26 protein-coding genes are annotated in these 21,151 nt (G+C 31.9%); 20 read left to right on the top strand and 6 right to left on the bottom strand.

Translation table 11 applies throughout. From position 1 onward, the window contains the following. Window positions 1-29 precede the first annotated feature (29 nt). Window positions 30-1,040: an MsnO8 family LLM class oxidoreductase gene (locus BHX94_RS03765; protein WP_242446646.1), complete on the top strand. Its 1,011-nt coding sequence runs from the start codon at window positions 30-32 to the stop codon at window positions 1,038-1,040. 41 nt (window positions 1,041-1,081) lie between these two features. Here the strand turns inward: BHX94_RS03765 and BHX94_RS03770 are convergent, their stop codons facing one another. From BHX94_RS03770 to BHX94_RS03780, 3 genes are all read right to left on the bottom strand, one after another. Continuing rightward, window positions 1,082-2,737 carry a b(o/a)3-type cytochrome-c oxidase subunit 1 gene (locus tag BHX94_RS03770; RefSeq protein ID WP_096078081.1) on the bottom strand — a complete coding sequence of 552 codons (1,656 nt, stop codon included), beginning with the start codon at window positions 2,735-2,737 and terminating at the stop codon, window positions 1,082-1,084. A 68-nt stretch (window positions 2,738-2,805) separates the two neighbouring features. Beyond that, complete coding sequence (locus BHX94_RS03775) at window positions 2,806-3,285, bottom strand: cupredoxin domain-containing protein (protein WP_111744957.1); 480 nt, start codon at window positions 3,283-3,285, stop codon at window positions 2,806-2,808. A 12-nt stretch (window positions 3,286-3,297) separates the two neighbouring features. Further along, window positions 3,298-3,465 (bottom strand): cytochrome c oxidase subunit 2A, encoded by a 168-nt coding sequence (locus BHX94_RS03780; protein ID WP_242446647.1) that lies wholly within the window; start codon window positions 3,463-3,465, stop codon window positions 3,298-3,300. Between the two features lie 134 nt (window positions 3,466-3,599). On the opposite strand from BHX94_RS03780, the gene BHX94_RS03785 reads away from it, so the two are divergent. The 4 genes from BHX94_RS03785 (at window position 3,600) to BHX94_RS12805 (ending at window position 9,056) form a co-directional block, all read left to right on the top strand. Next, entirely contained in the window at window positions 3,600-6,995 is a 3,396-nt protein-coding gene (locus BHX94_RS03785; protein ID WP_170120747.1) for a dynamin family protein, read from the top strand. 2 nt (window positions 6,996-6,997) lie between these two features. Further along, entirely contained in the window at window positions 6,998-7,894 is an 897-nt protein-coding gene (locus tag BHX94_RS03790) for a sulfurtransferase (protein ID WP_111744959.1), read from the top strand. Continuing rightward, complete coding sequence (locus tag BHX94_RS03795) at window positions 7,891-8,763, top strand: 5'-3' exonuclease (protein ID WP_111744960.1); 873 nt, start codon at window positions 7,891-7,893, stop codon at window positions 8,761-8,763. Before BHX94_RS03790 ends, BHX94_RS03795 begins: the two co-directional genes overlap by 4 nt. Before the next feature lie 116 nt (window positions 8,764-8,879). Then, on the top strand, window positions 8,880-9,056 hold the full coding sequence (locus BHX94_RS12805; protein WP_170120748.1) for a hypothetical protein: 177 nt from the start codon (window positions 8,880-8,882) through the stop codon (window positions 9,054-9,056). Between the two features lie 269 nt (window positions 9,057-9,325). On the opposite strand, the gene BHX94_RS03800 is transcribed toward BHX94_RS12805, so the two are convergent. Next, window positions 9,326-9,850, bottom strand: coding sequence for a hypothetical protein (locus tag BHX94_RS03800; protein ID WP_111744961.1), 525 nt, complete (start codon window positions 9,848-9,850; stop codon window positions 9,326-9,328). Window positions 9,851-10,044: 194 nt separating this feature from the next. Between BHX94_RS03800 and BHX94_RS03805 the strand changes: the two genes are divergently transcribed. Continuing rightward, on the top strand, window positions 10,045-10,983 hold the full coding sequence (locus tag BHX94_RS03805; RefSeq protein ID WP_111744962.1) for a Fic family protein: 939 nt from the start codon (window positions 10,045-10,047) through the stop codon (window positions 10,981-10,983). A gap of 30 nt (window positions 10,984-11,013) precedes the next feature. Then, complete coding sequence (locus BHX94_RS03810; RefSeq protein WP_111744963.1) at window positions 11,014-11,790, top strand: HAD family hydrolase; 777 nt, start codon at window positions 11,014-11,016, stop codon at window positions 11,788-11,790. Between the two features lie 6 nt (window positions 11,791-11,796). Here BHX94_RS03810 and BHX94_RS03815 read toward each other — a convergent pair whose 3' ends face one another. Then, window positions 11,797-12,186 carry a ribonuclease HI family protein gene (locus BHX94_RS03815; RefSeq protein ID WP_111744964.1) on the bottom strand — a complete coding sequence of 130 codons (390 nt, stop codon included), beginning with the start codon at window positions 12,184-12,186 and terminating at the stop codon, window positions 11,797-11,799. 44 nt (window positions 12,187-12,230) lie between these two features. Then, window positions 12,231-12,914 carry a queuosine precursor transporter gene (locus tag BHX94_RS03820; protein WP_111744965.1) on the bottom strand — a complete coding sequence of 228 codons (684 nt, stop codon included), beginning with the start codon at window positions 12,912-12,914 and terminating at the stop codon, window positions 12,231-12,233. A 134-nt stretch (window positions 12,915-13,048) separates the two neighbouring features. Here BHX94_RS03820 and BHX94_RS03825 point away from each other — a divergent pair, with 134 nt between their 5' ends. The 13 genes from BHX94_RS03825 (at window position 13,049) to BHX94_RS03885 (ending at window position 21,127) form a co-directional block, all read left to right on the top strand. Next, the gene (locus BHX94_RS03825; protein WP_096076484.1) at window positions 13,049-13,231 is read left to right on the top strand and encodes a zinc-finger domain-containing protein; all 183 of its coding nucleotides are present in this window, start codon (window positions 13,049-13,051) and stop codon (window positions 13,229-13,231) included. A 9-nt stretch (window positions 13,232-13,240) separates the two neighbouring features. Further along, window positions 13,241-14,356 carry a conserved virulence factor C family protein gene (locus tag BHX94_RS03830; protein WP_111744966.1) on the top strand — a complete coding sequence of 372 codons (1,116 nt, stop codon included), beginning with the start codon at window positions 13,241-13,243 and terminating at the stop codon, window positions 14,354-14,356. A 1-nt stretch (window position 14,357) separates the two neighbouring features. Next, entirely contained in the window at window positions 14,358-14,792 is a 435-nt protein-coding gene (locus BHX94_RS03835; RefSeq protein WP_096076486.1) for a BrxA/BrxB family bacilliredoxin, read from the top strand. After that, window positions 14,779-15,588: a class I SAM-dependent methyltransferase gene (locus BHX94_RS03840; protein ID WP_096076487.1), complete on the top strand. Its 810-nt coding sequence runs from the start codon at window positions 14,779-14,781 to the stop codon at window positions 15,586-15,588. The genes BHX94_RS03835 and BHX94_RS03840 overlap by 14 nt, the downstream gene beginning before the upstream one ends. A gap of 234 nt (window positions 15,589-15,822) precedes the next feature. Continuing rightward, window positions 15,823-16,776, top strand: coding sequence for a thymidylate synthase (locus tag BHX94_RS03845; RefSeq protein ID WP_111744967.1), 954 nt, complete (start codon window positions 15,823-15,825; stop codon window positions 16,774-16,776). Between the two features lie 8 nt (window positions 16,777-16,784). Next, window positions 16,785-17,267, top strand: a complete 483-nt coding sequence (locus tag BHX94_RS03850) for a dihydrofolate reductase (RefSeq protein WP_096076489.1) — start codon at window positions 16,785-16,787, stop codon at window positions 17,265-17,267. Next, window positions 17,264-17,983, top strand: a complete 720-nt coding sequence (locus BHX94_RS03855; protein WP_111744968.1) for a lysophospholipid acyltransferase family protein — start codon at window positions 17,264-17,266, stop codon at window positions 17,981-17,983. The genes BHX94_RS03850 and BHX94_RS03855 overlap by 4 nt, the downstream gene beginning before the upstream one ends. Window positions 17,984-18,004: 21 nt before the next feature. Continuing rightward, window positions 18,005-18,850, top strand: coding sequence for a DegV family protein (locus tag BHX94_RS03860; protein WP_111744969.1), 846 nt, complete (start codon window positions 18,005-18,007; stop codon window positions 18,848-18,850). Continuing rightward, the gene (locus BHX94_RS03865) at window positions 18,843-19,394 is read left to right on the top strand and encodes a DUF2140 family protein (RefSeq protein ID WP_146606895.1); all 552 of its coding nucleotides are present in this window, start codon (window positions 18,843-18,845) and stop codon (window positions 19,392-19,394) included. Before BHX94_RS03860 ends, BHX94_RS03865 begins: the two co-directional genes overlap by 8 nt. A 4-nt stretch (window positions 19,395-19,398) precedes the next feature. Continuing rightward, window positions 19,399-19,926, top strand: a complete 528-nt coding sequence (gene msrA, locus BHX94_RS03870; protein WP_111744971.1) for a peptide-methionine (S)-S-oxide reductase MsrA — start codon at window positions 19,399-19,401, stop codon at window positions 19,924-19,926. Then, entirely contained in the window at window positions 19,919-20,344 is a 426-nt protein-coding gene (gene msrB, locus BHX94_RS03875) for a peptide-methionine (R)-S-oxide reductase MsrB (RefSeq protein ID WP_111744972.1), read from the top strand. The genes msrA and msrB overlap by 8 nt, the downstream gene beginning before the upstream one ends. A 61-nt stretch (window positions 20,345-20,405) precedes the next feature. After that, a complete protein-coding gene (locus BHX94_RS03880) occupies window positions 20,406-20,906 on the top strand; it encodes a PTS sugar transporter subunit IIA (protein ID WP_111744973.1) in 501 nt (166 codons plus the stop codon). Continuing rightward, window positions 20,906-21,127, top strand: coding sequence for a YozE family protein (locus BHX94_RS03885; RefSeq protein WP_096076496.1), 222 nt, complete (start codon window positions 20,906-20,908; stop codon window positions 21,125-21,127). Before BHX94_RS03880 ends, BHX94_RS03885 begins: the two co-directional genes overlap by 1 nt. Window positions 21,128-21,151 lie beyond the last annotated feature (24 nt).

The raw sequence follows: 21,151 nt of genomic DNA on the forward strand, positions 1-21,151 counted from the left end.
ATATATATCAAGAAGAAGGTGAAAATGTTGTGAAATTAAGTATTTTAGATCAAGTACCCATGTCGCGTGGAGAAACGCCAATGGATGCATTGTCACATACGATAGAACTTGTTCAATTTGCGGAAAAAATAAATTATGATCGTTATTTTGTTGCTGAACATCATAATACGACAGGATTAATTAGCAATTCACCAGAAATTCTTATGACAAGATTATTATCAGTAACGTCATCCATTAATATTGGTTCTGCGGGTATTCTTTTACCTCAATATAGCCCCTACAAGGTTGCGGAAAATGCAAACTTATTAGAAGCGTTGTTTCCTGGTCGTGTGACGATTGGCTTAGGAAATTCTCCAGGTGGAAGTGAAATCACGAGAAAAGCCTTGACAGATGGGAACGCCAGTAAGGTAAGCGCATACGATAGAATGCTAGAAGAGTTTTTAGGTTTCATGCGTAACACTTTGCCTTTAGAGCATCAATATAGAGGTGTTAAAGCCGGTCCGAGAATTGAAAAGCACCCAGAAATCTTTACGTTAGGGCTAACTGATAATGGTGCTAAAAGAGCAGCAAAATTAGGGATTGGTTTTGTATTCGGAAATTTTATCAGTGATAAATATCGAGACAGTGCAATAAAAATTTATCAGCAAGGATTTATTCCTAATGAATTTATGAAACGTCCATATACGATATTTTGTTCATTTATCATAGTTGTAAAAGATAATGCTGAAAGAGAGATGCAAAGACGTATATTAGATCATTGGTTATTAAATGTTACAAAAGGAAGGGATACTGTTATCCCTTCAATTGAACAGGTTAATAAAAATGATTATAGTGAACAGGATTTACGTATCATTGAGAAGAACAGAGGACGTTATTTTATTGGAACAAAAGAAGATGTTAAGTATGAGATTAAAAATTTGTATGAAACGTATCGATTTGATGAACTGATGGTAATCAATAATACATTTGATTTTGCATTAAAAAAAGAAAGTTTTAAAGCAATTAAAGAAATAACAGATGAAATTAATAGCGAGGAATAATGAAAATAAAAAAACATCAAGCGAGCGCTTGATGTTTTATTTTACCAAAGTTTTCCTTCACCCATTCCCTTTGCACCAGGAGGTGGATCCATGAACATTTGTCCAATAGGCACCGTGTAAGCTACTAAAATTAATGCGATGGTAACGATGATTAAGAATTTCCAGTTTTCTACGAATTTATAAGCAGGTGCTGCTTCATCCATTGCTACTGATACTGGGAATGCTTCATATCCTTTAGGAGCAAAGAATGCTAACTGAATGAATACGATAACTACTAAGATAATAGAGATAAATAAAATTGTACCTCCAACTGCTTGCATTACTTGGTAAGGAATCCATTCAGCTGCAATTTTTGATCCACCATATTCAGAGTAAGTAGAACGACGTGGCGCACCAAATAATCCGATATAGTGCATTGCACCAGACATGATTGACATACCGATTGCCCACATAACCCCTTGAATAATTGCTAATCTATTGATTGCTTTTGTCATTACACGACCTGTAGCATGTGGAATTAACCAGTACATTGTACCAAAGAACGTTAAGATAACTGCTGTTGCTACTGTTAAATGGAAGTGACCTGTAATCCAGATAGTATTATGTACTACTTGGTTCATTTGAGCTGAGGCGTTTACTAAACCGCCTGCACCACCAGGTATAAATGCTGCCATTCCGATGAATGGTAATACGAAACGTGCATCATTCCATGGTAAAGTTTTAATCCATCCAAATAATCCTTTAGAACCAACTTTACGTCCATATGCTTCAAATGTTGCAAATAAACTAAATGCAGTCATTAATGATGGAATGACAACCATAAATGTTAATACAACTTGAACATATTTCCAAGTAACATCAATACCAGGTTCAGTTAACTGATGGTGGATACCTACTGGAATTGAGAAGAATAAGAATAACATAAAACTCATTCGTGCTAAATTATCACTGAAAGCTTTAGCACCGATAATTTTTGGAACGACTGCATACCATGACATGTATGCTGGTAATAACCAGAAATAAACTAATGCATGTCCAAAGTACCAGAATAATGTACGACTAAGTGAAACGTCGATACGTTCAACTAATCCTAATGACCACGGAATCATTTGCAATAATACTGTTGCTGCAACACCGATAGAACATACAATCCACATAACATTGTTAATAACAGCCATGTAAGAAAGTAACGGTGATTTTTGACCTTTGTGCTCTTTTCTCCATTGAGCATAGCGCATGATTTGTCCTGCTGCAGAAATCCAGGAACCTACAACGACTAATGCCATACCTACATAGAAGATAACATGTGCTTTAAGTGGCGCATAGAATGTATATAATACAGTTGCTTTATTAAGTAATACCATTGTAGCTGCCATTGCAGTACCTAGTAACATTACCCAGAAACCTAACCAAACTAATTTTCTTTGTAAAGGAGATAACTTACCACAAGTTCTAATGATTGCAGCAGTCTGGAATCCCATAATAAAGAAAGTTGTTAAAACTAAAGCTAAAATAATACCGTGAACTGTTAAAATTTGATAATATCCGATACCAGCTGGTAATTTTAATTGTCCTGAACGTACTAATGTTTGTAGAAGACCAGCCAATCCTCCGATAATTAAACACACAATTGCTACATACATATGTGCCATAATTAATTTACCATCTTTACGGTCCATTTCTACACGTTCTGCCATTTCTTCAGCGTGATGGTTTCTATAAGTAGAGCGATCGTCAAATGCGCCGCTGTCTAATTTGAATGCGTTCATTTCTTATCTACCACCTTAATATTTGACTTCATGTCTGCATGACCAGTACCACAATATTCGTTACATAATAATAAGTATTCACCTTTTTTATCGAATGTTTTAACGAAAGTTGAGATGTGTCCTGGCTCAATCATCATGTTAACGTTTGTTTGAGCAATTTCAAAACCGTGAACTACATCACGACTTGTTGCGATAATTTTTACTTTTGCACCCTTTGGAATGTCAACTTCACCTGGATTATAGTTAAATGCGGAAACTACAAATACTAATTCGTAATCCCAATCTTTACCTTCAACTTTATGTAATCCTGGTTTGCTGAATACTTCATCTTTATCAATCAATTCTGGGTCAATAAATTCTCGACCACTGGCAATTGGCTCATGACCGCTATGTATTGCAGAAACAAAAATAATACCTAAAAATAAAACAAGTGATCCCACACCTAATCCAAGCCAAATTTTCTCTAACTTATGCAAAATATTCCCCTCCTATACACGTTCTAAAAATAATATAAAAATTGCAAACCATGTTACTACAAACACAGCGCCTAAAAATAATACTGACGCCATTGTGCCTCTTAAATCTAAATCGTGATGAACTTCTTCATTAACCTGAATTGGATCACGTGATTGATTTAAATTTTTATCCTCTGCCATAATGAACACCCTTTCTTAATAGCTTTTCTTTCTTTATAATAATAGAGTACAAAGTTTATTAATGTGATAAATATCACACTTTTTTTATTTTCGTTAAAAATTTCACAAATAAATATATATGAATGAGGTATGTTATGAAACATCATGAACAAATCAAGCAATTATATCAATTGAAAAAGGAAGTAGAGAAGTCAAACAATGTGATTTTAATTGAACAAATTAATGAAATTATTAAGAAAATGCATCAGGAGCAAGTCGTTATTAGCTTTATCGGTCACTTTTCTTCTGGGAAATCATCTTTAATAAACCATATATTTAATGAGCATATTTTGCCGAGTTCACCAGTTCCTACTACTAGTAATACGGCTCAGATTATTATTAGTGATAAGGAAAATGTACGTATCAATCTTGATAATCATACATATAGTGATTTAAATCATTATGAAGATATAAAAAGAGTGAATACATTTAACCATAATATTGAATCTGTTGAGATTTATAAATCATCGCAACTTTTTGATATTGGTACCGTTATACAAGATACACCTGGCATTGATGCGACATTTAAAAACCATGAAGCAAGTACAATGAAATTTTTACTTATTAGTGATGTTGTTTTTTATACGGTTGAGTATAATCATGTTAATTCTGAAAAAAACTTTGATCAGATTAGAGCATTAAATCAATTAAATGTCCCGGTCGTGTTGATAATAAACCAGATTGATAAACATCAGGAAGAAGAATTATCATTTGAGGATTTTAAAACAGCTATAAATGATAATATTGAACGTTGGCAACTAAAAATAGATCATATTTTATATACAACTATTTATGACGATCCTAATAATGAGATAGCTAAAGTTATTCCTTTAATGACGCGCCATGCACGCAATGCAGAAACTAACAAAGATCGTTATTTTGAACGCATGATTGAATATATTGAATCGGCACAAATACATTATCTGAATGAAATTAAAACGAATCTACTTTCACTAATGAAAGTTGAAGAAGATGAAATTGATACTGCATACCAGAAAGCAAGTGCTAATGTAGCAATGAATGCTGAACAGGCGATATTAACTGACGCAAATAACGCACAGTTATTGTTAAATGATGTGAAAGATATTATTAAAAATGCTTATTTAATGCCATTTGAAATGCGCGAGAAAAATCGTGAGATGCTCGAAACATTTGCAGATAACTATAAAGTACCAGGACTATTTGGTAAAAAAGCAAAATTGCTAGCGATTCAGGATGAAAAAGTGGAAACAGTTGTTGTATCACTGAATGCACTGATTGAGAAACAAATTACATTTCAGCTTAAAGAATATTATGGTCAATTCTCAAAATACTTAAGTAATCCAAATATAATAAATGAACTTGTTTTTAAAATTTCACAAGATGATGTTAAGCAGTTAATTAAGCAACAAACATCTATCACAAATGATTATGTATTAATCTATTCAGAGGAATTAAAATTATTCATCGAACGCAAGATTGTTAACCAGCAAAAGAAATGGCATGATCAGTTCATAAAAAATATAAATATGTCTATTTTAAATACAGATAATAAGAATAGTGAAGAAACTGTGAAGTTTGATCAATATTTTGAGAATGAATCATTATTAAAGTCAATCACTACTAAAAATTATTTACACTATTATATTCATGTTGATGAATCAGTGGATAAATTAATTGATAGAAAATATGTGACATTTGAAATGCGTGATGAAAAACCTACAGAAATTTCAAAAATTAATAAAATAGAGACCATTGAAAATGAGAATTTAAATTTAAGTAAATCAATACTTCAACATTTGTCTGATGTTACGTACTTCAAGACAGATATAGAGAAAATAAATGCACAAATTGAACGATTGAATAAAAATATAACTAAAATTGTTGTATTTGGGGCATTTAGTGCGGGTAAAAGTGCGATGATTAATGCGCTTTTGAAAGATGAAATATTGATTTCTTCTCCGAATCCAACGACGGCTTCAATTACTGAGATTCAACATGGAGATAAGAATTATGTCACATTTAAGTTAGAAAAAGACATATTAAAATCTTTAAATGACATGATGTTAACGTCAACAATTGAAGTATCAACAATTAGTCAGTGGATTAAACGATTTAAAGGAAAACTTAATCAGTTAAATCCACAGAACAGAAATTTTGCAGAAGCGATTATTAAAAATTATGATTTATATGCACAGTATTTAGATAACCACACAACAATTGAAGTAAACGATGATGAAATAAAGCAGTATACTGCTGTTGATGCACACGCAGCTTTTGTACAGAAGATAACCCTCGGCATCCAAAATGATTTTCTAAAAGATAAGATTATTATTGATTCACCAGGAACAGGTAGTACGAATAGCCGACATACAAAAGAAACAACTGAAATAATTGCTGATAGCGATTTATTAATTTATGTTTCATATTACAATCACGTCTATACTGAAAAAGACAAAACATTTCTATCTTATTTAAATGAAGTAGAAATCATAAACGAAGATAGTCAGAATTTCTTTGTTATTAATGCGATAGATTTAGCAAAAGATGAACAGGAATTGAATTCAGTTGTCGATTATTTAACGAGTGAATTACAAACTTTAAAAATTGATGATCCAATTTATCCAGTTTCAAGTCGGAATGCATTAAAAGTTTATGACGAAAAATTTACTACCTTTAAAACTGCAATTGAAAAATTTGTAAATACAACAAGTAAACAACAGAAAATCAAGCAAATTAATCACCAGACTTCTGTTCTATACGAAAAAGCAAAAGTACTTGTAAGTAATTTTGATCAGTACGAAAATCAAATACAAATTAGAAATCAACGTTACTCGGAGTGGTTAAGCTCTGGTCCAATCGATTTAACAGTAAAAGATAATGTAATACGTTCAGTAAAAGATATTTTGACAGAACAAACAACTTACCTTAAAGACAAGATGAAAATACAGCTGTATGACGTCCTAAAAGAAGAAATCAATACCTCTTCTGATTTGTCTATAGTACATCAAAGTTATTTACATGCTGTTCAGCAAAAATTAAATGAAGACTTATATTTGATTATGCCGAGATTAAATAAGGGAGTACAGTTGAACTTCAATCAGGCAAGTCAAGTATTATCGAAGCAACTAGAACAACAAGAGATTTATGAAGATTTACAATATAAAGATCAATTACTAAATCCTAATGACGTAAGTATTAGTAAGCTAACTGATGAAATTCATACAATAAACTTAGGAAATATTAAGCAGAAGCAGTTGATGCATCAGACACTGAAAACTGAACTGTATGATGAATTACATGAGAAAACGATGCAAACGTTAATTAAAGTAATTGAATTGTATGAAAATGAAATCTTGAAGCTTATTGACGACAATGCAATAAAATTGTCTAATTATATTGAAGAAAAAAATAAAATGATGCATCAAACAATGCACGAAAAAATGCAGCAAAAAATTGACAATACTTTAAAAGAAGAAGTTTCAGAAGCGATTCAAAAAATAGAGGTGTAGTCATGAAAATATGGATAACAGAACAAGAAGCTTATAAACTGGTACAAAATAATGATGCAGTACTATTTGATTGTCGAGGCATAATGGACAACTTAGAACAAAGTATTCAAAACTATCAAGAGGAAAGAATTGAAGGTGCAGCGTATATTCATTCATTTTTAATGGGTAACAATCCAATATCAGGTGGACGACATCCATTACCTGATTTAAATGATTTCATTGATATTGTGGAATCATTTGCTCAAGGTAAGTTGATAATAGGATATGATAATCGCAATAGTTTTTATGGCACCCGCTTTGTATTTCTGTGTCATCTTGTAGGTCTTGAATGTCTTCTTATTCAGGAAGGATATGAAGATTTGAAACTGTTTAAGAAATCGAGAAAAGATCCAATAGATGGAAAACAGCATACCACAGTTAAATTTTATAAATACTCCGTCACAGAGTACGAAATGGCGGCGGAAACATATAAAGAATTAGCAAATAGAGATTTTAACAAAGTTTTCAACAAAGATATCATCACTTTCTGTAATAATATCCAATGCTTAATTAAGGCGCCTCAAGATGATGTCGTACTTATTGATGCACGTGCTCATGAACGCTATATTGGCGAAGTTGAACCGATGGATAAAATTGCTGGCCATATTCCGACAGCAATCAATATTCCTTTTAGTGAAGTGTATGCAGATGGTGTGCCGAAAAATGACGAAGCACTAAGAGATGTCTTCAAAAATGTTTTAGGGAAAGAAAGCATTATTTATTGTGGTTCAGGCTTAAGCGCGACACCGTTATATGCCGCTTTAAAGACGTTAGACCAAAATGTAAAAGTATATGCAGGAAGTTATTCGGAGTGGGTGTCAAAATATCCAAATCAAATAGAAACTGGAGAACAAAAATGAACAATTTATTAATCGTTGATGGAATGGCTTTGCTTTTTCGTCACTTCTTTGCTACAAGTCTACACAAAAACTATATGAAAAATTCGCAAGGCATACCTACAAATGGGGTTCAAGGATTTGTTCGTCACGTTGTAAGGGCGATTCATGACACCGATGCCCATCATGTAATAGTCTGTTGGGATATGGGGGCTAAAACATTCAGAAACGAAATCGACCCTAACTATAAAGCCCATCGTCCAGCACCACAAGACGAGTTGATTCCTCAATTTGATATGGTGCAGGAAATCTCAAGACAACTCGGATTTCATAATATTGGCATACAAAATTTTGAAGCCGACGATGTCATTGGCACATTAGCACATGCGCTAGATAACACATATGATATAAAAGTAATTAGTGGCGATCGTGATTTACTTCAAATACTGGATAATCATATAGAAGTATGGTTAACAAAAAAAGGATTTAATATTTACAATAAATATGATAAAGCTCGATTTATCGAAGAATATCAAATTGAGCCAAAGCAATTAATTGATGTAAAAGCGTTTATGGGTGATACTGCTGATGGATATCCTGGTGTAAAGGGTATTGGAGAAAAAACAGCACTTAAATTAATTCAAACATATGGAAGTGTTGATGATGTACTTGAACATATTGAAGAATTACCAAAAGGACAACAGAATAAAATCAATGAAGGAGTTGAAGCATTAAGATTGTCTCATCAACTCGCAGCAATACATACGGAAGTACCATTAAAGTTAGATGAAATCATCAGTGAAATGCCATATTCAGTTGATTTGGCGTCAATGATCGATATATGTAATCAATACGAACTAAAAGTTGCCAAAAATTTCATAGCGAAATTGTAATCATAAGCCCTTTATGCAAAATATAATGCATAGAGGGTTTTATTATTTGTGACAATTGAAGACATATTACAAATTTACCATCAGCATTAGCTCCAGGAGGTTTAGCAGTATTTGATGTGCAAGATTCTTTTAAAGTACCATCTGATAAAGGTCAAAATATCAAATTCGTTGAAGTCGAAAATACTGTAACTACACCAACAACTGAAGAGCCAACAACTGAACAGGCAACTACTGAAAGACCAACGACAAAACCTTGTCCAAATGGTCGAATCTGGTGTCGAGATAATTATTAATCAATGAAATTTTATGAAGAAAGAGGATTAGACAGTGTCTAATCCTCTTTTGAATAGTTGAAAGGCAAAACGAGCTATTCTGTGTTTTTGGTTTACACCCATCGAAAGTTAAATGATCACAAATTGAGTTCCGTAAACTTCGTATACGTAAGACGTAAATGTTAAGTAAAACGAAAAGCGGCTCCATTCGATGACTAAATAGGACTTTCTACCATAAATAGATTAATTGAATATGATTAAACTTATTATATGATATCAAAATTAGATAATTATATTTGATTATTCAACGCAACTTCTATTGTATACTCATTATTAAAACGATCGATTAACATTGATTTATTGTTAGCAGAGGATTCTAATTGCTCTATGTAGCTACGAACGTAGAGCTCATCGACAATACCTTCTTCAACGATTCCAACACCAGCGACTGTTTTAATTCGCTCCTGTCCATATCCAAATGAAATGTTATTTTCAAGCATGTTGACGATGTTTCTTTCGATTTTAAGAGACTCCAGGAGTTCTGATGGCGTGTATAATTTATCTTCAAATTCAATCTGAGCATTACAGTTCGCTCTATGTACGGCTGTTTTTAAATTGGAGATATCAGACTTTAAACTCTCAATTAAGCCTATTGTTTCATGGACCGACGCATTCTTTTCTTCTGTAATGATACTTTTATTGTTTAATGCGATTGGAACGCGAAACTCTGTTCTGAATTTTTCTGTTGCATTATCGAGTTGAGCACGTAATTTACTTGAGATGAATATTGCCTGTTGGATAGTTAAAGAAGTCATAATAATATCCTCCATTTTTTAGTAGTAGAAATATTATATAATAGTCATTTGGAATAATAAAGCAATATCCTTATAAATGTTATTATATTGCATACTTCTTATTATTTATTTTTATTGCTGCCTATGTTTTTACACTCTGATTTCTTTATTTTACTAGTCAATTGATATAAAATGACTGATAAAGAGGTGTATGTATGGTTGAATATAATTCAAATATTGTGAATTTAATGACTAAAATTCATGAGTACAAAGGTAAACAAATTATTTATTTACAATATAATACTGCCACATTAGAGAAACTTAAATTTTCAGGTTTATATCACAATGTGAAATATGGTTGCGCTTTATCAGGATATTCTGTATCTGATACAAAGTTATTACAGATACTCCAGTTTAAAAAATCATTTAATAATGAAATTGAAGCGCAGATATGTGGATTTAGAGATGCATTGCTATATATTGTAGAGGATTATGAATTTATAGACATCAATTATGAATCACTTTGTGCAATGTATTTAGAGATGTCTATGGGAGACGACGAATCATTTACCAATATTACCGAAGCCCAAAAAGATGCTATCAAACAATTATGTTTACATTACAATAATGTAATAGATCTGCCTAATACAAATATACTCACAGAGATATTTCATTTTGTATTTGAATTCATTCATTCTAATCTTTTCTCTAATAATACGCATTTATTTTCACGTTTATTATTGAATTTGCTATTATATAAATCAAATATTTTAGTTACTCAGTATCAAAGTATCGATAAACTGATTTATGAAGACATTGTTGGTAATAATAAAAGATTAAAGAAAAAGAATATTGATTATTTTCCTTTTGAAGATATACATGATTTTATGAATTATTATTTTTATAAAATAATCGAATCTTACGATGCTCTAGATTTTAATTTCCAATTAATATTAAATGAGAAAATAACGCCGCAGTATAGAGTACTGAATATTTTAAATCGATCCTTTGAGCCAATCGCGCGTAAGGATTTAGAGGTTATGCTGGCAGATATCAGTAGAAAAACAATTGAAAGGGCATTGGTACAGCTTCAAAAAGAAGACTTTATTATTAAAGTTGGTCAAGGAAAATCTACACAATATAAAGTGAAATAATGATTGTTTCACGTGAATAAGGATGATTTTATGAAAGTATTTGCAGTAGATATGGATGGCACATTTCTAGATAGTAATGATACTTATGACATGAAATATTTTGAAAGATTAAATACAGAATATAAAGATGAATTTAAGTTGATAGTAGCAAGTAGCAATACTATTTCTCATCTTAAAACATTTTTTAGGCAAAAAGATATATACTATATAGGTTCTAATGGTGCAGTCATTGATTTTGAAGAGAAAATAATTGATACACAATTTCTTGATACAACTGATATTAATCGTGTTTTAACGTATTTAAATAATATGCATATTTATTCGTATGTAGTTAGTACATTAGAAAAATCTTATGTAAACAAGGCTGCTGGAGGACAATTTATCAGTCGCATGCAGCAATATTATAACGATTTAATTATAAATAATTTGAATGAAATAGATGGTATTACTAAAATCACAATTGAAATAAAAAGTGATGTGACAGAGTTGATGGCTCAGTTAAATGCTTTATGCCAGTCAAGCATTGCAGTTGATAGTGGTTTTAATTGTGTCGACATCATTCATAAAGGAGTAAATAAAGCTGTTGCAATTAAAAAGGTGATGAATATATTGGGGGCAAAAATGCATGATTTATATGTCTTTGGCGATAGTGATAATGATATTGAAATGCTTAAGCTTACTGAAAATTCATTTGCAATGGCAAACGGAAATGAAGAAGTTAAATCAATCGCAAAGTATGAAATACCTAGTAATGACGAAAACGGTGTATTGACTACAATGGAGAAGATATTAAAAAAAGAACTTTGAGCAATATTATAAATATCGCTGCAAAGTTCTTCTTGCTATAGTATCTGCATGTTTATTTTGATGTCTTGGTATCCAATTGATAATAATTAAATCAAAGTTTGGTTTCAACTGAAGATACTCTTGTAAATATGGTTTAAACAGTGATTGTTTCACATAATTTTTATCAATAGAATCTACAACAATTTTGGCGTCACTTTTTATTAGTAATGTTTTACAATCATTAGCTAAAGCTAGTTTCATGCCGATTATCAGACTTTGCCATTCGGCTATATGATTATCAACAGCACCTAAATATTCTCCATATTCAATCGTCTTATCATCAAGTTTGAGTATAATACCACATGCGCTATGAAGTGGATTCTGCTTTGTTGATGCATCAATAAATATTTGAGCCATATTTATACCTCATAATCCTATATTTTTTAAATCTTGCAAAACGATTATAATTGATTTGTTTTATGATATCTTTTTGCCCAGTAACCGAAAGGAATGTTTAAAATCGTTGAAGCTAATTTAAATAAATAAGTAGTTATAAAGATTTCAAAGACAATATTATTAGGCATTAAACCGGTAAATGCAATTATAGAAAATAATGCAGTATCAACAATTGAACTAAATATTGTACTTCCATATGCACGTATAATAAATGTTTTCTCTGATGAAAAATATTTTTTGATTAAATTAAATAAGTATACATCTACATATTGTCCGATAATATATGCAATGATTGATCCTAATACGATTCTAGGTACGACACCAAATAACGTCTGCAGGCTTTTTTGTGCGATATCTGTCTCTGTAGGTGTAAATTGTAAAGATATCGACATTAATATCGTCATGATAATAGCTGATGCAAATCCTAACCACACTGCTCTTTTCGCAACTTTACGCCCATATCTGTCATTTAATATATCTGTTGCTAAATAAATAGACGCAAATAATACATTCCCTAAAGTTGCAGTAATACCAAATAATTCAACAGACTTAGTTACTTGTATATTGGCAATTACTGTCCCAATCGCAACCCATACAAATAAACCTTCTTTTCCAAAGAAACGGTACATAAGTACCATACAAAAAAACGTTAATAAAAAGGCAACAACTGCCCATAATTCATTACTCATAGCAAACCTCTTTCTATAAAAATTCAACTTATGTATTATAGAGTGTATCTATTGAATTTGCAAGTTATCATTGACTAAACAAATGAGCATCAATTTTTTTGCAATTTTGATATACTATTTTTTGAGGTGAGATAATGAACCTGCAACAAAAAGTTACTTTAAAACAAATCGATACTTTAACTGATCATTATTGTGAAGGATGTATACTTAAGTCTTACCACCGTAAAGTGTATGGTAAAACCTACGCACATCATTATTGTATAAAGAAATGTTCTGTAGGTATTGAAATAAAACAACTCGGCAATGTATTGCAGTAAGGAGATATCATGAAAATCATAAAAATTGAACCAACACCAAGTCCTAATACGTTAAAAATAACACTTAATTATAAAAAACAGGATATGAAAAGTAATACATATTCAACAGTACATGAAACTAATCCCGCATTTATCAATGCATTACTTCAAATAGAAGATGTAAAATCAATTTTTCATGTTATGGATTTTATTTCTGTTGATAAAACTCCGAAGTCTGATTGGGAAGTGGTATTACCACAAATTAAATCTGTTTTTGAAGAAGAGATTGATGTTCAGCAAGAAATAACAGTGGATAATGGTGAAAAGAAAGTTGAAGTACTTGAATTTAAAAGTATTCCTTATCAAATAAAAGTTACAGATAAAGATGGAGAATCACGTAAACAACTGGATGTGAGATTTATCGATGCGATGCTAGCTGCACAAAATGATGATGACAATGTTATTTTACTCCGTAAATGGATTGATTACGGTATAAGATATGGTGAAACAGAAGAAATCATCCAATCTATTAAAGAAGAAATTGATGCTAAATTTCCTGATGATGTTCTGACAGAATATATTGCAAAAGGTAAAGCAAATCAGTATATAGATACATCCAAGAAATTAGAAAAAATTACTTTGGATGAATATAATACGATTGAAGATTGGCAGGAGCGTTATCGAAAGATAGATCATTATCCGAATCCAGACTTATCTGATCTGCCATTTTTTGAAGCTATGTTACTAGATGACAAGCCTCAGATTAGGCGTCTTGCTGTCGTATTTTTAGGTATGATAGAAGATAGAAAAGTATTACCTGCATTGCATAAAGCTATGAACGATAATAATTTAACTGTGCGCCGTACTGCAGGAGATACTTTAAGTGATCTTGGATTTAAAGAAAGTTTACCGATAATGCACGCAGCATTAAATGATAAACATCCAATTGTCAGATGGCGTGCAGCGATGTTTATCTTTGACGAAGGTGATGAAAGTAGTTTAACTTATTTAGAGCAACATTTAGAAGACCCTGCATTTGATGTCAAACTTCAAGTACAGATGGCTTACGAACGAATTAAAAATGGTGAAGCAGCTGTTGGTTCTGTTTGGAAACAAATTGCTAACCGTAACAAAGGAGAAGAATGAAATGAATGCTTATGAAGAATATATGAAATCACTTGCGAATGGAATGAGAAGTGAATTAACCAATCATGGTTTTGAATCGTTAGAAACAAGTGAAGCAGTTGATGGTTATTTTAATCAAGTGAAAGAAGATGAAACAACTTTTGTAGTTATTAATTCAGTATGTGGGTGTGCAGCAGGGTTAGCACGACCAGCAGCTGTTACAGTAGCTACACAAAATGAGAAGAAACCTAATCACTTAGTAACTGTGTTTGCAGGTCAGGACCGTGAAGCGACAGATAAAATGCGTGAATACGTAGCGCAAGCACCGTCAAGTCCTTCAATGGCATTATTTAAAGGACAATCATTGGTTGGTTTTATTCCAAGAGAGCATATTGAAGGACGACCTGTAGAAGAAATTTGTATGGATATTAAAGAATATTTTGATGATCACTGCTAAAATTAAACTGCGTATTACAACATGCGTAAAACCAGATAGTTTAATTTTGAAATATTTAGAAGATATTATTTCAGATATAAATTCATATTCAGAAGTAACCTATGAAGTAATCGATAGAAGGAAACTAACGATTAAAAATTTATTTGAAGATGATTTAACACCTGTGTTGGTAATTCAGCAAACAGGTGTTGCATTATATACTTCTGTTGAAAATAAGATTTTTTATCATGAAAATACGACACGCGTTAAGTATAAAGCTTATGTTAGCGGCAATCATGTACCTCCTCTCGTCGAACTTATTCATGATGAGTCTATCAATACTGACATCATCATCGATGCCACAACTGGTATGGCAAATGACTTAATATTAATGGCTCTAACGATGGAAGACAGCATATTTTATGCATTTGAAGACAATTTTTATATTCATTTTGCAATAAAATGGGGCGTACATTTTTATTTCAATGTGCTAGAGAAAAATAAACTAGAAACATCTCGCATACATTTTATTTATGGTAGCGTTGTAAATCATATCGGTATTCTGAATCAGTCACAAATCATCTATTTAGATCCAATGTATGAAGAAACTGTTGTGACGTCTAACATTGCTTCTTTAGTTAATGTAGTGAACCATGATATTGAAAGTGATCGTAAGCTATTAAATACGATATTTGAGCATTTCAGAGGGAAACTTATATTGCGTGCGCATTACAAATCCAGTTTAATTCGTGATTTTAAGTTTATCATGAATGTTAGAAAACAAACGAAGACACATTATGGTTATCGTTATATATGAATCATTGCACAATAAAAAGGCTTCGTAAATTCGAAGCCTTTTTATGATGTATAAATTATTCAGTTATACACATGCTGATCATATAGCATAATAATAAGAATAAACCTGAAACGACCATCATATCTGCGCCCATATATTTCACCCCTAGAATGTAAATCTCTAATATCTAATTCTTTAATTAATTGTTATATAAATGTATTATAAAGTATATAAGTAAAAATAGAAAGAGGTGACTTGATGAATTCATTCGATCAAGCTTATCACGATTTGTGTAGAAGAGTTTTAGAAACTGGTAAAAATAAAGATGATCGTACAAACACAGGAACGCTTTCTGTATTTGGTCATCAGATGCGCTTTGATTTATCAAAAGGATTTCCTTTGTTAACAACAAAAAAAGTTTCTTTTAAGCTTATCGCAACGGAGCTTATCTGGTTTATGAGAGGTGATACAAATATCAAGTATCTACTGGAATATAACAATAACATATGGAATGAATGGGCATTCTTAAAATGGATTGAAAGCGCTGATTATAATGGTCCGGACATGACGAACTTCGGACATCGCGCACTTGTAGATGAAAATTTTAATGAAGAATATAAAAAACAACTTAAAATTTTTAAAGATAAAATTTTAAACGATGATGCTTTTAGTAAAAAATATGGAGATTTAGGTAATGTTTACGGTAAACAGTGGCGTAATTTCGAAACGAAAAATGGTTCGACTGACCAGCTTATGGAAGTAATTGAAGGAATCAAACATAATCCAACGAGTAGACGCCATATTATCTCTGCCTGGAATCCAGGTGAGATAGACACGATGGCGTTACCACCATGTCATACTATGTTTCAGTTCTATGTTCAGGATAATAAATTATCATGTCAGTTATATCAACGAAGTGCAGATATATTCTTAGGTGTGCCTTTCAATATCGCTAGTTATAGTTTATTAACACACCTAATAGCTAAAGAATGCAATCTTGAAGTTGGTGAGTTTGTGCACACATTTGGTGATGCCCATATCTACTCAAATCATATCGATGCAGTAAATGAACAGCTATCAAGAGAGTCTTTTGAACCACCAACATTAAATATTAATACCGATAAATCAATCTTCGACATTGAATATGAAGATTTAGAAGTAATCAATTATCAAGCACATCCAGCGATAAAAGCACCTATTGCAGTATAAGGAGAATCATTATGTTATCAATTATTGTTTGTCACGATCAAAATAGAGTTATTGGCTTTGAAAATAAAATGCCATGGCATTTGCCGAATGATTTGAAACGCGTAAAAGCATTAACAACTGGGAACACTATTGTAATGGGTAGAAAGACTTATGAATCATTAGGTAAAGCTTTACCAAATCGACGTAATGTAGTCATTACGCGTGATGAATCATTTAAACCTAATGATGCAGATGTTATTCATTCACTGGAAGAAATCAATGCATTAGAAGGTCATGTATATATTTTTGGCGGACAAAATTTATATGAACAAACAATCGATATGGTTGAAGATATGTACATTACTGTAATCGAGAATAAATATCCAGGGGATGCTTTTTTTCCGGAATATACTTTCGAGGATTTTACAGTAGAATCGATTGAAGAAGGTGCACTAGATGAAAAGAATATTGTACCTCATCATTTTATGCATTTAGTGAGGAAAGAGAAATGATTAGATTAATAAGAACTGTAGGGACTATCATTGGGTATGCAGCTTTTGTTACACCGAAATTAAATGGAGTTAAACAATCATTAACCCAATTTGATACTGTCGCTGAACAAGACTTAGTAACAAATCAATATCCGAAAAGATGGGCCAGTAAAATATTAAGAACAGCCGGTGTGAAGGTTAATGTTCACGGCGACCAAAATTATCCCGAAAATGGTGTATTATTTATTTCAAACCATGAAGGTAATTTTGATATACCTGTGCTAATTTATGCGATTAATAAACCGTTCGGTTTCGTATCAAAGGTGGAAGTAAAGAAAATACCGTTTCTACATAAATGGATGGATTTATTAAATTGTATCTATCTAGATAGAACGGATCGCCGTTCATCAATTCAAATGATTCGAGACGGTGTCGCATCATTAAAAGCGGGACATAGTATTATGATCTTTCCTGAAGGTACGCGTAGTAAGGGTAATGGCATGGCTGAGTTTAAAGCAGGTTCTTTTAAACTCGCTAAAAGTGCAGGTGTGCCGATTGTTCCTATTGCTATAAAGGGTACATCTGAACTGATGGAAAAATATAATAGTAAAAAAATTGTACCTGGTCAAGTGGATGTCACGATATTAGATGCAATTGAACCAGAAATATTCGATCGTTATTCTTTACAGGAAGTTGCCAATCTTGTACATGAGCGTATAGAATCAGTAATAAAATAACAACAGATATCGAGGGATAAAATGAGTAAAATAAAATTGATAGTGGATTCAACACATGATTTACCTCAACAATATTTAGATGACCATGGTATTGTGCAGGTACCTTTAAATATTGTGATGGATGGCAAGACATATATAGATCAGGAAGAAATTACATCTGAGGAATACTTGAAACAACTCGTTACTTTAAAAGATATTCCTAAAACAAGTCAGCCGCCTACAGGAAAGTTTGCTGAAATATATGAAAAATATATAGACGAAGGTTATGAAATATTAAGTCTGCATATGACGCATCGATTAAGTGGTACTGTAGGAAGTGCACAAACAGCTGCAGGTATGGTGAATGGTAAAGTGACTGTTGTAGATAGTGGGTTTATTGCACAATCATATGGATTTATCATTCAAAATGTGGCCGAACTTATTATCAAACATAAATCAATGGATGAAATTGTAGCTGCTATTGATACGATGAAGCATCAATCTCGCTTATTTTTGGTAATCAGTCAACTTGATTACTTAAGAAAAGGCGGACGTATCTCTCGTGGAAAAGGATTTATAGGTGGATTGATGAATTTAAAACCGGTAGCTGAAGTTATTGATGGAGAAATACAAGTGATACAAAATGCCCGCACGCAAAATGCAGTCGTTAAATTATTGACGAAAGAAGTAGCAAAAATGGCTGATGACTATAAATATTTACGTATTGGTATTTCACAAGCGGATGCAATGGATCTATTAGAGAAAATTAAAGCTTCTATTGAACAATACACAGACGAGAAAATTTCCATTAATACAACAACACCAATTGTGTCAACGCATACAGGTCCAGGTGCAATAGGATTGTCGGTTTTTGGATATAATGACTAAAGTGATAAAACACCCGGTTTGGTTTATTTTATTTATTTTATTATTGTGCATAAATATCTATTCAATATTTTGGGCAAGACAAATATTTTCTGAACCTTTACAAATTAAAACTATACCTACATTTGAGATGGATTCAAACGATACGATAATTTTATCAGAAAATACAATTAAGCATTTTATTACAATGAATGATAAAAATACAAAAATCAAATTTAAAGATCACTATATTTGGATTGATGCTAAATCGAAATTTATGACTTTAGACGTGCATACTAAAATAAAAACAACACCAAAGGTCATTGCACCTGGGGTTATTGCTTTAAATATAGAGCATATAGACATCGGCCGTCTTCCTTTATCAAAACAAAAAGCTTTGCGTATCGTTGATAAATATGGTAATTTACCTGAAGAAGTCACATTGGATGAAGAAAATAAGCGTTTCATCTATACTCTAGGTATACAAGAAATTGGCGATACAAAAATTTTACTGAAAAAAATTGATGATGAGAAAGCGTGGCACTTCGATTTAAAAATAAAGGAGTGATTAAATGAAATTAGCAACTTTAGCAGGTGGATGCTTTTGGTGTATGGTTAAACCATTTCACCAGTATGATGGTATCTTATCAGTAGTAAGTGGTTATAGCGGTGGACACGTTGAAAATCCTACTTACGAAGCGGTTTGTACAAATACTACTGGTCACCGTGAAGCGGTTCAAATTTCTTATGATGAAAATATTATAAGTTACCAGGAAATTCTGGATATATACTTTAAAACTTTTGATCCTACTGATAATGAAGGACAATTCTTTGATAGAGGTGAAAGTTATACACCTGCAATATTCACTCATAATGAAGAACAACAACAAACTGCAGAGTCAGTGATTAAAAAGTTAAATGACGCTAAAATATTTAAAAAACCGGTATCGACACCAATTATACCTTATAAAAATTTTTATCCTGCTGAAGCATATCATCAGGATTATTATAAAAAAGCACCCTCTCATTATGCAGCTTATAGTGAGGGTTCTGGAAGAAATGGATTTATTAAATCACACTGGGGTGAACAGGATGCTTAAAAAAGAAATTAATGAATTAAATGAAATAGAATATTACGTTACAAAACAAAATGGAACAGAACCACCATTTGAAAATGAATACTGGAATCATTTTGAAAAAGGTATATACGTTGATAAAGTGAGTGGTAAACCGTTATTTACTTCTAACGATAAATTTGATTCTTCTTGTGGATGGCCATCTTTTTCAAAAGCAATTAGTGACGATGAAATTATTGAATTAGTTGATAAGTCTTATGGTATGACAAGAACAGAAGTCAGAACTGAACTTAGTGATATTCATCTTGGTCATGTATTTAACGATGGTCCAAAAGATAAAGGTGGATTAAGATACTGTATTAATTCAGCAAGTATTCAATTTATTCCATACGAGAAATTAGAAGCATTAGGTTATTCTGAGTATATAAAAGTATTAGATTAATATTTATTGGGTATGATAAACATAATTATCAAAATAAATTTGTATTAATGGAGGAATTATTATGTTCAAAAAAATGTTTGGTAAAGGTGAAGAGGCTTCAAAACAAATAGAAATAAAGGCTCCGATTACAGGGAAGTATGTGGCAATAGAAGAAATTCCAGATCCAGTATTTGCTCAAAAGATGATGGGTGAAGGATTTGGTATTGAACCTTCAGAAGGAAAAGTCGTATCACCAATTGATGGTGAAATCGTAAATGTATTCCCGACAAAACATGCAATCGGTATTAAAGCAAACAATGGCCTAGAAGTTCTAATTCATGTTGGATTAGAAACGGTAGCGATGAACGGAGAAGGATTTGATGCATTGGTAAGTGCCGGCGATAAAGTAAAAGTAGGCGATGCTTTATTAGATTTTGATATTAATTTAATTCAGGAAAAGGCTTCTTCTATTATTTCACCGGTTATCATAACAAATTCTGATGTGATTGATCAGTTGGATACTTTAAATAGTGGAATACTTGCTTGTGGTGAAACAACTGTTTTATCAGTTGAAGTAAAATAATGAAGCAAATTTCTTTTTATCATTATGCATTAACTGAGCGCGGTGCAAAAAATGAATTCGGGATTTTTGCAGAAGCTGTGTTCAACGATTTAATGTTCCCTAAAGAAAATCTAGATTTTGAAAATTTATCAACATATATAGAAGAATATGGTTCTTCTGAGATGTCACTTTCTACATTTGATAAAATGTATGAAGCATATCAGGAATGGTTAAATTTTTAGCATGTATCATTTGATACGTGCTTT

The sequence above is a fragment of the Macrococcoides bohemicum genome, assembly GCF_003259675.1.
In the GTDB taxonomy this organism is placed as follows: domain Bacteria; phylum Bacillota; class Bacilli; order Staphylococcales; family Staphylococcaceae; genus Macrococcoides; species Macrococcoides bohemicum.